At 66.1% G+C, this 13,065-nt stretch carries 16 protein-coding genes, 1 tRNA gene and 1 pseudogene; 8 read left to right on the forward strand and 10 right to left on the reverse strand.

Annotated features, from left to right (window positions below; genetic code table 11):
- Positions 1 to 115 (forward strand): annotated as a pseudogene (locus IT41_RS20680) (IS5/IS1182 family transposase); the annotation flags it as partial.
- A gap of 60 nt (positions 116 to 175) precedes the next feature.
- Here IT41_RS20680 and IT41_RS08355 read toward each other — a convergent pair.
- The 4 genes from IT41_RS08355 to IT41_RS08370 form a co-directional block, all read right to left on the reverse strand.
- A tRNA-Leu gene (locus IT41_RS08355) sits at positions 176 to 259 on the reverse strand.
- 169 nt (positions 260 to 428) lie between these two features.
- On the reverse strand, positions 429 to 1,499 hold the full coding sequence (locus IT41_RS08360; RefSeq protein ID WP_036740240.1) for a quinone-dependent dihydroorotate dehydrogenase: 1,071 nt from the start codon (positions 1,497 to 1,499) through the stop codon (positions 429 to 431).
- Positions 1,496 to 1,828 carry a DUF952 domain-containing protein gene (locus IT41_RS08365; RefSeq protein ID WP_036740241.1) on the reverse strand — a complete coding sequence of 111 codons (333 nt, stop codon included), beginning with the start codon at positions 1,826 to 1,828 and terminating at the stop codon, positions 1,496 to 1,498. The genes IT41_RS08360 and IT41_RS08365 overlap by 4 nt, the downstream gene beginning before the upstream one ends.
- A 66-nt stretch (positions 1,829 to 1,894) precedes the next feature.
- The gene (locus IT41_RS08370; RefSeq protein WP_036740243.1) at positions 1,895 to 2,266 is read right to left on the reverse strand and encodes an ArsR/SmtB family transcription factor; all 372 of its coding nucleotides are present in this window, start codon (positions 2,264 to 2,266) and stop codon (positions 1,895 to 1,897) included.
- Positions 2,267 to 2,443: 177 nt separating this feature from the next.
- Between IT41_RS08370 and IT41_RS08375 the strand changes: the two genes are divergently transcribed.
- From IT41_RS08375 to IT41_RS08395, 5 genes are all read left to right on the forward strand, one after another.
- On the forward strand, positions 2,444 to 2,797 hold the full coding sequence (locus tag IT41_RS08375; protein ID WP_414811548.1) for an AtpZ/AtpI family protein: 354 nt from the start codon (positions 2,444 to 2,446) through the stop codon (positions 2,795 to 2,797).
- Between the two features lie 2 nt (positions 2,798 to 2,799).
- Positions 2,800 to 3,546 carry a F0F1 ATP synthase subunit A gene (locus IT41_RS08380; RefSeq protein ID WP_036740244.1) on the forward strand — a complete coding sequence of 249 codons (747 nt, stop codon included), beginning with the start codon at positions 2,800 to 2,802 and terminating at the stop codon, positions 3,544 to 3,546.
- A 62-nt stretch (positions 3,547 to 3,608) separates the two neighbouring features.
- The gene (locus IT41_RS08385) at positions 3,609 to 3,842 is read left to right on the forward strand and encodes a F0F1 ATP synthase subunit C (protein ID WP_036740245.1); all 234 of its coding nucleotides are present in this window, start codon (positions 3,609 to 3,611) and stop codon (positions 3,840 to 3,842) included.
- 78 nt (positions 3,843 to 3,920) lie between these two features.
- Complete coding sequence (locus IT41_RS08390; protein ID WP_036740246.1) at positions 3,921 to 4,505, forward strand: F0F1 ATP synthase subunit B'; 585 nt, start codon at positions 3,921 to 3,923, stop codon at positions 4,503 to 4,505.
- Positions 4,502 to 5,056: a F0F1 ATP synthase subunit B gene (locus IT41_RS08395; RefSeq protein ID WP_036740248.1), complete on the forward strand. Its 555-nt coding sequence runs from the start codon at positions 4,502 to 4,504 to the stop codon at positions 5,054 to 5,056. The genes IT41_RS08390 and IT41_RS08395 overlap by 4 nt, the downstream gene beginning before the upstream one ends.
- A gap of 93 nt (positions 5,057 to 5,149) precedes the next feature.
- On the opposite strand, the gene IT41_RS08400 is transcribed toward IT41_RS08395, so the two are convergent.
- From IT41_RS08400 to IT41_RS08410, 3 genes are all read right to left on the reverse strand, one after another.
- Positions 5,150 to 5,497, reverse strand: a complete 348-nt coding sequence (locus IT41_RS08400) for an SH3 domain-containing protein (RefSeq protein WP_052081353.1) — start codon at positions 5,495 to 5,497, stop codon at positions 5,150 to 5,152.
- Between the two features lie 182 nt (positions 5,498 to 5,679).
- Positions 5,680 to 6,348: an OmpA family protein gene (locus IT41_RS08405; RefSeq protein ID WP_036740249.1), complete on the reverse strand. Its 669-nt coding sequence runs from the start codon at positions 6,346 to 6,348 to the stop codon at positions 5,680 to 5,682.
- 156 nt (positions 6,349 to 6,504) lie between these two features.
- Positions 6,505 to 7,107 carry a methylated-DNA--[protein]-cysteine S-methyltransferase gene (locus tag IT41_RS08410; RefSeq protein ID WP_036740250.1) on the reverse strand — a complete coding sequence of 201 codons (603 nt, stop codon included), beginning with the start codon at positions 7,105 to 7,107 and terminating at the stop codon, positions 6,505 to 6,507.
- A 171-nt stretch (positions 7,108 to 7,278) separates the two neighbouring features.
- On the opposite strand from IT41_RS08410, the gene nth reads away from it, so the two are divergent.
- Both nth and IT41_RS08420 read left to right on the forward strand, forming a co-directional pair.
- Positions 7,279 to 7,899, forward strand: coding sequence for an endonuclease III (gene nth, locus IT41_RS08415; protein WP_036740428.1), 621 nt, complete (start codon positions 7,279 to 7,281; stop codon positions 7,897 to 7,899).
- Entirely contained in the window at positions 7,896 to 8,903 is a 1,008-nt protein-coding gene (locus tag IT41_RS08420; RefSeq protein ID WP_036740251.1) for an adenosine kinase, read from the forward strand. The genes nth and IT41_RS08420 overlap by 4 nt, the downstream gene beginning before the upstream one ends.
- A gap of 91 nt (positions 8,904 to 8,994) precedes the next feature.
- Here IT41_RS08420 and IT41_RS08425 read toward each other — a convergent pair whose 3' ends face one another.
- From IT41_RS08425 to IT41_RS08435, 3 genes are read right to left on the reverse strand one after another with little or no spacing between them, the layout of a single operon-like run.
- Positions 8,995 to 11,181: a 3-hydroxyacyl-CoA dehydrogenase NAD-binding domain-containing protein gene (locus IT41_RS08425; protein WP_036740252.1), complete on the reverse strand. Its 2,187-nt coding sequence runs from the start codon at positions 11,179 to 11,181 to the stop codon at positions 8,995 to 8,997.
- Between the two features lie 11 nt (positions 11,182 to 11,192).
- Complete coding sequence (locus IT41_RS08430; protein ID WP_036740253.1) at positions 11,193 to 12,404, reverse strand: acetyl-CoA C-acetyltransferase; 1,212 nt, start codon at positions 12,402 to 12,404, stop codon at positions 11,193 to 11,195.
- 11 nt (positions 12,405 to 12,415) lie between these two features.
- Positions 12,416 to 13,042: a glutathione S-transferase family protein gene (locus tag IT41_RS08435; RefSeq protein WP_036740431.1), complete on the reverse strand. Its 627-nt coding sequence runs from the start codon at positions 13,040 to 13,042 to the stop codon at positions 12,416 to 12,418.
- Positions 13,043 to 13,065: the final 23 nt, after the last annotated feature.

Raw genomic sequence — 13,065 nt, forward strand, 5'->3', positions numbered from 1 at the left:
CTTTGCCCGCTTGAAAGATTGGCGGCGTATCGCAACCCGTTACGACAGATGCGGAGACCTGTTCCTCTCCGCCATCTGCATCGCCGCCATCGTCATCTTTTGGCTGCCAAAATGAGTCCTGACCCTAACATCATGCAGCCAAATAAGGCTATCATAGCAATTGTTGGGATTTTCGTGGTGCGGGTGGAGGGACTTGAACCCCCACGCCTTGCGGCGCTTGGACCTAAACCAAGTGCGTCTGCCATTCCGCCACACCCGCGCCCCCTCGCAATTATCTAGGGCCAAGGGAGAAGTCAACGAAGACGCCCGGCCTGCCCAACCTGTGCCCGGCGCCCGAAATGCTGCCGCGGCGCCGAATTACGGATAGGCAAAACCGATAGGACAGGTTTGCTTCCGGGAGCGATTTTGGCAGGTGCCCTGACCGGCCTTTACAGCCAGTCCCGATTGCCGCTGCCGGTCAGTTCGGACAGCGTGACACCTTCGCGTTCCAGCCGCGCGTCGATATCCCGCGCGATCTGCGCCGCCAGCGAAAATCCCTGATAGACCAGCGCGGAATAAACCTGCACGGCCGAGGCGCCGGCGCGCAGCTTTTGCCAGGCCTGCTCGGCCGAGCCGATGCCGCCGACGCCGATCAGCGCCAGCTTGCCGCCGGTTTCGCGATAGAGCCGCGCCAGAATGCGCGTCGCCCGCTCGAAAAGCGGCGCGCCGGACAGGCCGCCCGCCTCGCCGGCATGGGGTGAATTCAGGCCGTCCCGCGACAGCGTGGTATTGGTGGCGATGATCGCATCGACGGGGGCGGCCAGCGCGACGGCCGCGATATCGGCCAGCGCGGCATCGTCCAGATCGGGGGCGATCTTGATGAAGACGGGCACTCGCCCGGGCAGTTCATCGCGGGCGGCGATCACACCTTGCAGCAATGCCGCCAGCGCCTGCGGCCCCTGCAGGTCGCGCAGCTTCTCGGTATTCGGCGAGGACACGTTGACGGTCAGGAAATCGGCCGCCGACCCGGCGGTGCGCACGACCTGCGCGAAATCGGCGCTGCGATCGGCGCTGTCCTTGTTGGCGCCGATATTCAGCCCGACCGGGATGCCCTGCGGATCGCGGGCCGGGCGGGCGGCAAGGCGCCGCGCGATGGCCTCGGCGCCGTCATTGTTGAAGCCGAAGCGATTGATGATCGCGCGATCCTCGGACAGGCGGAACAGGCGCGGCCGCGGGTTTCCCGGCTGCGGGCGCGGAGTCGCGGCGCCGATCTCGACAAAGCCGAAGCCCGCGCGCATCAGCGCGGGCAGGGCGCGGGCGTTCTTGTCATAGCCGGCCGCCAGCCCGACCGGATTGGGCAGGTCGAGCCCGGCCAGCATCAGCCGCAGCCGGTCCGAGGTCACCGGCCCGCCGGGCAGCGGAACCAGCCCGCGCGACAGCGCCATGATCGACAGATCATGGGCGCGCTCCGGGTCAAGGCGATGCAGCGCCGCCAGGCCCAGCCGCTCGATGGGGTTCATGCCAGTTCTCCGGTGATATGGCCGTCGGGGCCGGAAAGGATGTCGCGGCTCCACAGCACATCGCCGGCCAGCAGCTCGCGATAGAGATGCGGAAACAGTTGCCCGCCGCGCGAGGCCTCCCACCGCAGCCCGTCCAGCCCGTCGCTGTCGAGCGCCAGCAGGCGCAGCCCGGTTTCCCCTGCGAAATGGCGCGACAGGGTTTCCGCCACCTGCGGCCCGGTGGACAGATGAATATAGCCATCCGCCAGATCGACGGGCGCGCCGGAACTGCGCCCCTGCTGCGTGAATGCCTGAAACTCGCGGGCGCGGAAAATCTTGTAGATCAGCATGCGCGGTTCATGCGTCGCGCCGCCCGCTGCGTCAAGCGGTCTTGCGTGGCGCGGCCCGCCGCCGTTTCAGTCGGCGGTCTGGTCCTGCGGGCGCGGAGTATCCCCGCCCTGGTGAAGTTCCTCGGCCAGAAAGCGTTCGAACGCGTCCAGATCCACCGGATCGAACTGCCCGAATCCCTGCATCCAGACCGTCGCATGGCGCAGCCCGTCCGGTTCCAGCTTGCACCAGGTGATGCGCCCGCGCCGCTCCTGCCGGATCAGCCCCGCCGCCGCCAGAACCGCCAGATGTTTCGAGATCGCCGCCAGGCTGACCGCGAAGGGCGCGGCCACATCGGTCACGGCCATGTCATCCTCCAGCAGCATGGCCAGGATGGCCCGCCGCGTCGGATCGGCAAGGGCCGAGAATATGGCGTCCAGCGTGACGATCTGCCTGTCCATCCGCTTCGTTTAACCTGCGGGTTGAATATGGACCGGATGGCAAAGCCGCCGCAAGGGCGCCATTCCTGCTGATCGACGGAAAATAATATCATTTATTTTCAATATATTACCATGTTCCCGGCGGCGCTTGACTCATCGCCGTGCAGCCCCTATCACCGCGCCAAGCGAGTAACGGGGATGTGCGCCTTGGCCGAAAAGCCCGACGATGAGGCGGATCGGCTTCGCGACGCGGATCGCTTGCGCGCCCTCGAGACCCGTCTGAGCGAGCGGAGGGCCGAAAGGCGACCCTCGCGCGGAGGGGAGCATATCAGCCAGGCGAACATGGCCTGGCGCATGGTGACCGAACTTGTGGCCGGGCTGGTCATTGGTTTCGGGATCGGTTTCGGGCTGGACTATCTGACCGGCCTGCGTCCGGTCTTTATGGTGGTCTTTGTGCTTTTGGGCCTTGCGGCCGGCATCAAGACCATGATCAGGACCGCGAACGAAATAGGCAGGACACCGGGGCGGCCCGGCGACGACAAGGATGAGTGACGATGGCGACAGAAGAAGCGGGCGGTCTGGCTTTTCATCCGATGGAGCAGTTCGAGGTTGCGCCGCTGTTCGGTGACGGGCCGGTAAGCTGGTACACGCCGACCAATGCGACGCTGTGGATGGCGCTGTCGGCGCTGGCCATCGTCGGCCTGCTGGTGGTCGGCACCCGCGGCCGGGCGATCGTGCCGAACCGGGTGCAGTCCATCGCCGAGCTGCTTTACGGCATGGTCCGCAAGATGGTCGAGGACGTGACCGGCAAGGACGGGCTGAAATATTTCCCCTATGTGATGACGCTGTTCTGCTTCATCCTGTTCGCGAACTTCCTGGGCCTACTGCCGAAAAGCTTCTCGCCGACCTCGCAGATCGCGATTACCGGCGTGCTGGCCGCGCTGGTCTTTGTCGGCGTCACCGTCCTGGGCTTTGTCAAAAACGGTGCGCATTTCCTGGGCCTGTTCTGGGTCAGTTCTGCGCCGCTGGCGCTGCGCCCGGTGCTGGCCGTGATCGAGCTGATCTCGTATTTCGTGCGCCCGGTCAGCCATTCCATCCGACTTGCCGGCAACATCATGGCGGGCCATGCGGTGATCAAGGTCTTTGCCGCCTTTGCCGCGGTGGCCGCGCTCGCCCCGATCTCGATCCTGGCCATCGTCGCCGTCTACGGCCTCGAAGTGCTGGTATGCCTGATCCAGGCCTATGTCTTCACCATCCTGACCTGCGTCTATCTGAAGGACGCGCTGCATCCCGCGCATTGACGCGCCGGTTCGCGGATCAGGTAAATCGAAAACCCTTTCCAAAGCCTCAAGGAGCATGAATAATGGAAAATCTGGGTCAACTGGGACAGTATCTCGGCGCCGGTCTGGCTTGCATCGGCATGGCGGGCGCCGCCATGGGGGTGGGCAATGTCGCCGGCAACTACCTGTCGGGCGCGCTGCGCAACCCCTCGGCCGCCGCTTCGCAGACCGCCACGCTGTTCATCGGCATGGCCTTTGCCGAAGCCCTGGGCATCTTCTCGTTCCTGGTCGCGCTGCTGCTGCTGTTCGCAGTCTGATCCTTACTGCCATCCTTGCGGTTGGGTGGGGGCATGAGGCGCCCACCCGATTGTGAAACGACCGGCATGGGGTAGGATATGTTCAGCCTGTTGCAACAAACTGCGGCCGATGCGGCGCATGAAGCGGAAGCGGCGGTTTCGGCCGCGGCCGAGGCTGCGAACGCACCCGGCATGCCGCAGCTCAATACCGACTATTTCGGCAACCTGATATTCTGGCTGCTCGTCGTTCTGGCGGTGATCTACTGGGTGCTGTCGCGGATCGCGCTGCCGCGCATCGGCGGGGTCCTGTCGGATCGTCAGGGTGCGATCACCGGCGATCTGGTGGCGGCCGAAGAGTTCAAGCACAAGGCCAAGGAGGCCGAGGCCGCCTATGACAAGGCGCTGGCCGATGCCCGTGCCGAGGCGCAGAAGATCGTCGCCGCGAACAAGGCCGAGATCCAGAAGGATCTGGACGCCGCCATCGCGAAAGCGGATGCGGAAATCGCCGCGCGCGCGGCCGAATCCGAGAAGCGCATCTCCGAGATCCGCGCCTCGGCGGCCGAGGATGCGCGCAGCGTTGCGCGCGAGGTGACCGCCGCCCTGGTCGAGAATTTCGGCGGTGCCGCCGATCCGGGCCAGGTCAATGACGCGGTCGATCAGCGACTGAAGGGGGCGCTGCAATGAAACGTCTGAGCGTTCTGCTGGCCCTGATGGCAAGCCCCGCCCTTGCCGCGACGGGGCCGTTCTTCTCGCTGGCGAATACCGATTTCATCGTGACGCTGGCCTTTCTGGTCTTTGTCGGCATCCTGATCTATTACAAGGTGCCCGGCATCGTCGGCGGGCTGCTGGACAAGCGCGCCGACGGCATCCGCAACGATCTGGCCGAGGCCCGCCGCCTGCGCGAAGAGGCGCAGGAGATCTATGCCAGCTATGAGCGTCGCCAGCGCGAGGTCAGTTCCCAGGCCGATGAGATCGTCGCCAATGCCAAGCGCGAGGCGACCGTCGAGGCCGAAAAGGCCAAGCAGGCGCTCCAGGTTTCGATCGAGCGCCGCCTGAAAGCGGCCGAGGAGCAGATCGCCGGCGCCGAAAGCGATGCCGTCCGCGCCGTGCGCGACCGCGCGATCGTGACCGCCGTCGCCGCCGCGGCCGAGATCCTTGGCAAGCAGTCGAGCGCGGCCGAGCGCAGCGCCGGGATCGACAAGGCCATCGACGAGGTTGCGCAGCGCTTGAACTGACCCGGGGCGCAAGGGCCTCCCGAGGGAAGCATGATCTTAAACACCCCGGATCGCAGGATCCGGGGTGTTTTCCTGTGGGTGCGGGCCTTCCGGTCAGGGGATGAAATTGCCCAGCCAGTTGCCATGCGCCCAGCCCGGCCTGTTATCGGGCCCGAAGGTGATCGCATGCCATGCGCCGCGCTTGCCATATGTGCCCACGCGCTCGCCGTTATAGACCGCGCCGATCATCGGATAATCCGTGCCGGGGCCGCTGCGGACGGCCAGAAAGCCATCGCCGTTCGGGTCCAGCCCCATGACCTCGGCGGCGCCGAAACAGGCTGCCTGGGCGTCGGGCGGGCAATAGGTGTCGAAAGGCACATCGAGCGATTGCGCCTGGCCGGGCGAGATCCAGCTCAGGACAAGGATGGCGGCGACCGGGACGGACCGGCTGGCGGAAATCATCGGATCCTCCTTGCTGCGAACTTTGGATGCGACATGGATTCTACACGAGGATGCGACTGCGGTCATAAGCGTTTGCGCCCGCCGCCCTGTCCTTTTTTGCAGGTCCCGGGGCCGGACCGTGCAAAACGGCAAGGGCCGGCGGTCACCCCGCCGGCCCCATGCCTTGAACTCCGCCGCCGCGATCAGCGGGTCGGGATGATCAGGATCTGCACGCGACGGTTCTGGGCGCGGCCCTGCACCGTGTCGTTCGAGGCGACCGGCTCGCTCGCGCCGCGACCCGAGGTCGAGATGCGCGAAGTGGCGACCCCGCCGGCGGTCAGGATGCCCGCGACGGATTGCGCGCGGCGCACCGACAGGTCCTGGTTATAGGCGGCCGAGCCGGTGCTGTCGGTATGGCCGATCACCTGGATATTGCTGTCGGGATATTGCTGCAGGTTGCGCGCGATGGTGTAGAGATCGTTCTGCCCCTGCGCGCCGACGGCGGTGGAATCGGTCGCGAACAGCGTCGATTCCGGCATGGTCACCGACAGGTAATTGCCGTGGTTCACCACCTGGATATTCGGATTGTTCAGCGATTGCTGCAGCGCCTTTTGCTGCCGGTCGAGGATCGCGCCGCCGATGCCGCCGATCGCTGCGCCCAGAATGGCGCCGCGTGCCGCGTCGCGGCCCTGATCGTTCTTGTCATCGTCGCGGATCGCACCCAGAACGCCGCCCACGACAGCACCACCCAGGGCGCCCTGCTGGGCGCGGCTCATCCCGGACCCGGTCTGATTGCCATAGGGATCGGTGGCGCAGGCGCCGAGGGCGATCACCCCGGCCGAGGCCAGAAGCAGCGAAATGCGGGTTTTCATTCTTTTACCTTTCCTTTGCGGGCGATTCCTGGTCGCCTCTGCTGTTGCCGGGCCAGCGGTTCAGCCGTCCCCGAGGCTGCTGGTCTAAACATCGCCAACATGGCACGGGTTCCCGGCCAAGACCACAACAAGACGCATGGAATCGGGCGCTCTGGCTCACAAGAGAGCGAGAGCGGGCGGCGCGATGCTTGCCCCCTCGCGCGCCAGCAGGGCGCGCTTGACCGAGGCGCCCCAGTGATAGCCGCCGATGCGGCCATCGCTGCGCGTCACCCGGTGGCAGGGCACCGCCCAGGAGACCGGGTTCTGCCCGACCGCCGTGCCGACGGCCCGCAGCGCGCGCGGGCGGCCGATGATCTCGGCCAGGGTGGCATAGCTGATGACCTGACCTCGGGGGACCTGGATCAGGGCGCGCCAGACCTGCAACTGAAAGCCGGTGCCCGACAGGCGCACCGAAATATCGCCGCGTCCCGCGACAAGTGCCTGGATCGCCGGGGCCAGGGCCTCGGGGGCGGGAACGGTCCGTGCGCCGGGCCAGCGCGCCAGCAGGTCCGCCAGAACCTGATCGGCGGGCGTTTCGCCCGCGAAACCCAGCCCCCAGAGCAGGCCCGAGGCCCCCATGGCGACCACCTGTCCCAGAGGCGTGTCGAACTGCCCCAGGCAAAGCACGACTCCCGCCTGAGCCGCAGGAAGGGTGGTGACCGTGATGCGCAGCCCGTCCCCGGGCGGGGTTGGATTCGGGTCGAACAGCATTTCCGTCATGCGGGCCTCGTTCGTCTGTCGCGGGGTTCATCCGTGGATCAGGTTAGCGCATGCGCCCGGCAAATCCAGTCACGGCCTCGCGCGGATGCTTGCGCCCGGCGCGCGCCCGGGGCATCAGACGGCATGGCACGCGCATCGACCCGTCGTATTCCCGCCGCATTGCCCTATGGCATGCAGGTCCAGTTCTTTTCGCGGCTGCGCGCGGCGAATCCGCAGCCGGTGACGGAACTGCAATATGTCAATGCATTCACCCTGCTGGTGGCGGTGGCGCTGTCGGCGCAGGCCACCGATATCGGCGTGAACAAGGCCACCAGGAACCTGTTTTCCCGCGTGACCACGCCCCGGCAGATGCTGGATCTGGGCCTTGAGGCGCTGACCGAGGAAATCAGGACCATCGGCCTGTTCCGGCAGAAGGCGAAGAATGTCATCGCCCTGTCCCGGCGCCTGGTCGAGGAATATGATGGCGAGGTGCCGCAATCGCGCGCCGCCCTGATGACGCTGCCGGGGGTGGGGCGCAAGACCGCCAATGTGGTCCTGAACAGCGTCTTCGGTTTCCCCGCCCAGGCGGTCGATACCCATATCTTCCGGGTCGGCAACCGCACCCGCATCGCGCCGGGCCGCGATGTCGAGGCGGTCGAGCGCGCGATCGAGGATAACGTGCCCGTCGAGTTCCAGCAGAATGCCCATCACTGGCTGATCCTGCACGGCCGCTATATCTGTCAGGCCAAGCGGCCGCGCTGCCGCATCTGCCCGCTGGAAGACCTTTGCCCCTATGAGGAGAAGACCGAATGACGACCCCCTATGTGATCGGGATCGGCAATGCCGTGATGGACGTGATCGCGCCGGCATCCGAGGCGAGCCTTGAGCGGCTGGGCATCGGCAAGGGGATCATGCAGTTGATCGACCGCGAGCGCTCGGAATTCCTGATGGCGGCGCAATCGGCCGACAAGGGGGCGCAGAAGGCGCGGCTGGTTCCCGGCGGCTCGGTCGCCAATACGCTGGCCGGGCTGGGCATGCTGGGCTTGCGGACCGCCTTTATCGGCCGCGTCGCCGCCGACCCGCTGGGCCTGAGCTATGCCGAGCAGACCGAGGCGCAGGGCACGGTCTTTGTCAATCCGCCGGTGGCGGGCGAGGTGCTGCCGACCTCGCGCTCGATCATCTTCGTGACGCCCGATGGCGAGCGGTCGATGAACACCTATCTGGGGATCTCGGCCGAGCTGAGCGGCGAGGATGTGAACCCCGCCACCTTCAGCGGCGCGGACTGGCTGTTCCTCGAGGGTTATCTGTTCGACAAGGATACCGGCAAGGCGGCGTTCCTGAAGGCGGCCGAGGCGTGCCACGCGGCGGGCGGGCAGGCGGGGATCGCGCTCAGCGATCCGTTCTGCGTCGATCGCCACCGCGCCGATTTCCGGCGTCTGGTCGCCGGGCCGATGGATTACGTGATCGGCAATATCCATGAATGGCAATCGCTCTATCAGGTCGAGGATCTGGAAGAGGCGCTGGCGCTTGCCCGCGCCGATTGCGACACGGTGATCTGCACCCGCTCGGGCGAGGATGCGATCCTGATGCGCGGCGATGAGCGGGTGACGGCGCCGGTCCACCGCGTGGTGCCGGTCGATGCCACCGGCGCCGGCGATCAGTTCGCGGCCGGGCTGATCTACGGGCTGGCCATCGGCGCGCCGCTGGCGGCGGCGGGGCGGATGGGCTGCATTGCCGCGGCCGAGGTGATTTCCCATGTCGGCGCGCGGCCCGAGGCCGATCTGCGCGCGGCGTTCCGTGCCGAGGGGCTGATCTGACCGCGCCGCTTGCGCGGTGGCATGGATATTTATCTGAAGAAGAAGGGCAGGGGTGGTTCCCTGCCCTTTGTTGTTGCGCGGCCGGCGCGGTTCACGCCGCCTGTTTGCCGGCGCCGAACCTGTCGTAGAAGGTTTCGCCGCTGGCGGCCATTTCGCGCAGCAGGTCCGGGGTGCGGAAGCGGTCGCCGAATGTCGCCGTCAGATGGTCGGAGATTTCCGCCGCGCGTGCCGCGCCCAGAATGTCCAGCCAGCCGAAGGGGCCGCCCGACCATGGCGCGAAGCCCCAGCCCAGAATCGCGCCGACATCGCCTTCGCGGATGTCTTCGAGCACGCCTTCTTCCAGAGCGCGGACGGCTTCGAGCGACTGGGCGAACATCAGGCGGTGCTGGATATCGGCGAATTCGGGCTGGCTGTCGGCTTCGGGCCATTCGGCCTTGAGTCCGGGCCAGAAACCCTGGCGCTTGCCCTTGTCGTCGTAATCGTAGAAGCCGGCCCCGGATTTGCGGCCCAGGCGGCCCTGATCGAAGAGCTTGAAGATCACCGCATCCACCGCATCATCGGGATAGGCGTCGCCCATCGCGGCCCTGGTCGCCCTGGCGATCTTGACGCCCAGGTCGATCGAGGTTTCATCGACCAGTTGCAGCGGTCCCAGCGGCATGCCCATCATCTTGGCGGCGTTTTCGATCAGCGTCGGGCTGACGCCTTCGGCCACCATGCGGATGCCTTCGTTGATATAGGGCAGGATGCAGCGGTTGGCGTAGAAGAAACGCGCGTCATTCACCACGATCGGGGTCTTGCGGATCTGGCGCACGAAATCCAGCGCCTTGGCCACGGCGCGGGGGCCGGTCTCGCGTCCCTTGATGATCTCGACCAGCGCCATCTTGTCCACCGGGCTGAAGAAATGGATGCCGATGAACTGCTCGGGCCGGGCGCTGGCCTTGGCCAGTTCGCTGATCGGCAGGGTCGAGGTATTGGTGGCGAAGATCGCGTCCGGCGGGATCACGGCCTCGGCCTTTGCCGTCACCTCGGCCTTGATGGCGGGGTCCTCGAACACGGCCTCGACGATCAGGTCGCAGCCGGCAAGTGCTGCGTAATCGGTCGTTGGCGTGATGCGGGACAGGACCTCGGTCTTTTTCTCCTCGGTGGATTTCTTGCGGCTGATCGCCTTGTCCAGCAGGGTTTCGGAATAGGACTTCCCCTTGTCGGCGGAGTCCTGTTTCGCGTCGATCAGCACCACCTCGATCCCGGCCATGGCGCTGACATAGGCGATGCCGGCGCCCATCATGCCGGCGCCCAGGATGCCGACCTTGCTGACCGTCTGGTCGGGGGCTTCGGGGCGGTTCGCGCCCTTTTCCAGCGCGCCCTTGTTGATGAACAGGCTGCGGATCATCGCGCTTGAGCTGGGGTTCATCAGGATATTGGTGAACCAGCGCGCCTCGATCTTCAGCGCCTGGTCGAAGGGCACCATCGCGCCCTCATAGACTGCGCTGAGCAGCGCCTTGGCGGCCGGATAGACGCCCATGGTCTTGCCATGGACCATGGCGCTGGCGCCCACGAAGGTCATGTAACCGGCCGGGTGATAGGGGTCGCCGCCGGGCATCTTGTAGCCCTTGGCGTCCCAGGGTTTCACCAGATCGGCCTCGCCTGCATTCAGCACCCAGTCGCGCGCCGCGGCCAGCGGATCGGCCACGACCTCGTCGATGATGCCGGCGGCCTTGGCCCGCGCCGGATCGCTGAGCTTGCCCTCGAGCAGGAAGGGCGCGGCGGCCATGGCGCCCAGCTTGCGGGTCAGCCGGGTGGTGCCGCCGGCGCCCGGGAAGATGCCGACCATGATTTCCGGCAGGCCGATCTTGGCCCTGGGGTTTTCGGCGGCAAAGATGCGATGCGTGGCCAAGGGCAGTTCCAGCCCGATCCCCAGGGCCGTGCCGGGCAGGGCGCTGGCGACCGGCTTGCCGCCCTTCTTGGTCTTGAAATCCATGCCGGCCAGCTCGATCTTGCGCAACACGCCATGGAGCCGCGTGACCAGGCCAAAGATCGCCTCGGCGCCGCCCTTGTCGCGCAGCGAGCCGATGACGTTCAGATCCATGCCGCCGGCGAAATCCGCCTTGCCGCTGGTGATGACGATGCCCTTGACGGCATCATCGGCCAGAGCCTGGTCGATCAGCGCGTCGAGTTCGCGGATGCCGGCCTCGCTGAGCACGTTCATCGACTTGCCGGGCAGGTCCCAGGTGATGGTGGCGACGCCCCGGGCGTCGGTGTTCATGGTGAAATCGGTCATGTTTCCCCTCCTCAGACGCGTTCGATGATGGTGGCCGCGCCCATGCCGGACGCGATGCACAAGGTCGCGAGACCCAGGTTCTTGTCCTGGCGTTCCAGCTCATCAAGCAGCGTGCCGATGATGATCGCGCCGGTGGCGCCCAGCGGGTGGCCCATGGCGATCGAGCCGCCGTTCACGTTGATCAGCGCCGGGTCGATCTGGAAGGCCTGCTGAAAGCGCAGCACGACGCTGGCGAAAGCCTCGTTGACCTCGAAAAGGTCGATATCGCCGATCGCCATGCCGCTATCCTTCAGGATTTTCTCGGTCACCGGGACCGGGCCGGTCAGCATGATCGTCGGGTCGGTGCCGATCTTGGCGGTGGCGCGGATGCGGGCGCGGGGCTTGAGCCCATGGGCCTTGCCGAATTCCGCATTGCCGATCAGGACGGCGGCGGCGCCATCGACGATACCCGAGGAGTTCCCGGCATGGTGGATATGCTCGATATGGTCCAGATGCGGATATTTCAGCATCGCCACCTTGTCGAAACCGGGCATGGCCTCGCCCATCTCCTTGAAGCTGGGCTTCAACCTGGCCAGATCCTCGGTGCTGGTGCCGGGGCGCATGTATTCGTCGCGGTCCAGAATGGTCAGGCCGTTCTGGTCAAGAACCGGCACGATGGATCTGGCGAAACGGTTTTCCTGCCATGCCAGCGCCGCGCGGCGCTGCGATTCGACGGCCAGCCCATCGGCCTGTTCGCGGGTGAACCCGTATTCGGTGGCGATGATATCGGCGCTGATCCCCTGCGGCACGAAATAGGTCTTGAAGGTCAGGCTGGGATCGACCGCAATCGCCGCGCCGTCGCTGCCCATGGCCACGCGGCCCATCATCTCGACGCCGCCGGCGATATAGGCGTCACCGGCGCCGCCCTTGACCTGATTGGCGGCCAGGTTCACCGCCTCCATGCCCGAGGCGCAGAACCGGTTGATCGCCAGGCCGGGGATCGATTCGTCCAGATCCGAGGCCAGCACGGCCGAGCGCGCCAGACAGCCGCCCTGCTCCTTGACCTGGGTGACATTGCCCCAGATCACGTCCTCGACCGCGTGACCGTCGAGATTGTTGCGCTCCTTGACGGCGTTCAGGAGCCGCGCCGACAGCGCGACCGAGGTGACTTCGTGCAGGCTGCCATCGGGGCGGCCCTTGCCGCGCGGGGTGCGGGCGGCGTCATAGATGAAAGCGTCGGTCATGGGTCCTCCTGTTAAGCCCGGTCGGAAGGATTGCCGGGCATCAGATCGTAAGGGTGTTTCCAGCCGGGGAGCGCGCTGATCGCGCCCAGCCAGCGTTCGATATGGGGCCATTCGGCGCGGTCGAAGCCGAATGGTTCCGGGTAGAACAGGTAGCCGCAACAGGCGAAATCGGCGATGGTCGGGGCCTGATCCGCCACCCAGTCACGCCGGGCCAGATGGTCGTTCAGGATCCTGTAAGCCGCCCTGAGGCGCCCCTGCAGATAGTCGATGGCGCCCTGCGGGCGCTTCTCGGCGGGCAGGAAGTTCGCCAGGAAGCGGGCGGGCCCGGCCTGGCCCGACAGTTTGTGATTGTCTAACATCAGCCAGCGCAGGGTTTCGTTGCGATCGCTGCCAAGGAATTTTCCGCTTCTCTCGGCGAGATGCAGCTGGATCACAGCGGATTGGGTCAGCGTCAGCCCGGCCTCGCGAAAGACCGGAACCTCGCCCATTTCGTTGAGCGCCCGAAATTCGGGGCTGCGGGTTTCGCCGTTGAAGAAATCGACGTGAACCGCCTGCCAGTCATAGCCTGCCAGTTCCATGGTCAGCGCCGCCTTGTAGGCATTGCCGCTTTCGCCGAAGCACCAGAGCTGCGCGGTCATGGTCTCTTTCCTTTCCATGGCCG

Origin of the sequence: Paracoccus halophilus (genome assembly GCF_000763905.1) — a bacterium.
Lineage (GTDB): Bacteria > Pseudomonadota > Alphaproteobacteria > Rhodobacterales > Rhodobacteraceae > Paracoccus > Paracoccus halophilus.

What these genes read in the sequence shown, in the direction of transcription:
- IT41_RS08375 (WP_414811548.1), top strand. Translation starts at nt 2,444, where the DNA reads ATGTGCGCCTTGGCCGAAAAGCCCGACGATGAGGCGGATCGGCTTCGC.
- IT41_RS08390 (WP_036740246.1), top strand. Translation starts at nt 3,921, where the DNA reads ATGTTCAGCCTGTTGCAACAAACTGCGGCCGATGCGGCGCATGAAGCG.
- IT41_RS08370 (WP_036740243.1), bottom strand. Translation starts at nt 2,266, where the DNA reads ATGGACAGGCAGATCGTCACGCTGGACGCCATATTCTCGGCCCTTGCC.
- IT41_RS08395 (WP_036740248.1), top strand. Translation starts at nt 4,502, where the DNA reads ATGAAACGTCTGAGCGTTCTGCTGGCCCTGATGGCAAGCCCCGCCCTT.
- IT41_RS08385 (WP_036740245.1), top strand. Translation starts at nt 3,609, where the DNA reads ATGGAAAATCTGGGTCAACTGGGACAGTATCTCGGCGCCGGTCTGGCT.
- IT41_RS08435 (WP_036740431.1), bottom strand. Translation starts at nt 13,042, where the DNA reads ATGACCGCGCAGCTCTGGTGCTTCGGCGAAAGCGGCAATGCCTACAAG.
- IT41_RS08410 (WP_036740250.1), bottom strand. Translation starts at nt 7,107, where the DNA reads ATGACGGAAATGCTGTTCGACCCGAATCCAACCCCGCCCGGGGACGGG.
- IT41_RS08430 (WP_036740253.1), bottom strand. Translation starts at nt 12,404, where the DNA reads ATGACCGACGCTTTCATCTATGACGCCGCCCGCACCCCGCGCGGCAAG.
- IT41_RS08405 (WP_036740249.1), bottom strand. Translation starts at nt 6,348, where the DNA reads ATGAAAACCCGCATTTCGCTGCTTCTGGCCTCGGCCGGGGTGATCGCC.
- IT41_RS08425 (WP_036740252.1), bottom strand. Translation starts at nt 11,181, where the DNA reads ATGACCGATTTCACCATGAACACCGACGCCCGGGGCGTCGCCACCATC.
- IT41_RS08420 (WP_036740251.1), top strand. Translation starts at nt 7,896, where the DNA reads ATGACGACCCCCTATGTGATCGGGATCGGCAATGCCGTGATGGACGTG.
- IT41_RS08380 (WP_036740244.1), top strand. Translation starts at nt 2,800, where the DNA reads ATGGCGACAGAAGAAGCGGGCGGTCTGGCTTTTCATCCGATGGAGCAG.
- nth (WP_036740428.1), top strand. Translation starts at nt 7,279, where the DNA reads ATGCAGGTCCAGTTCTTTTCGCGGCTGCGCGCGGCGAATCCGCAGCCG.
- IT41_RS08400 (WP_052081353.1), bottom strand. Translation starts at nt 5,497, where the DNA reads ATGATTTCCGCCAGCCGGTCCGTCCCGGTCGCCGCCATCCTTGTCCTG.
- IT41_RS08360 (WP_036740240.1), bottom strand. Translation starts at nt 1,499, where the DNA reads ATGAACCCCATCGAGCGGCTGGGCCTGGCGGCGCTGCATCGCCTTGAC.
- IT41_RS08365 (WP_036740241.1), bottom strand. Translation starts at nt 1,828, where the DNA reads ATGCTGATCTACAAGATTTTCCGCGCCCGCGAGTTTCAGGCATTCACG.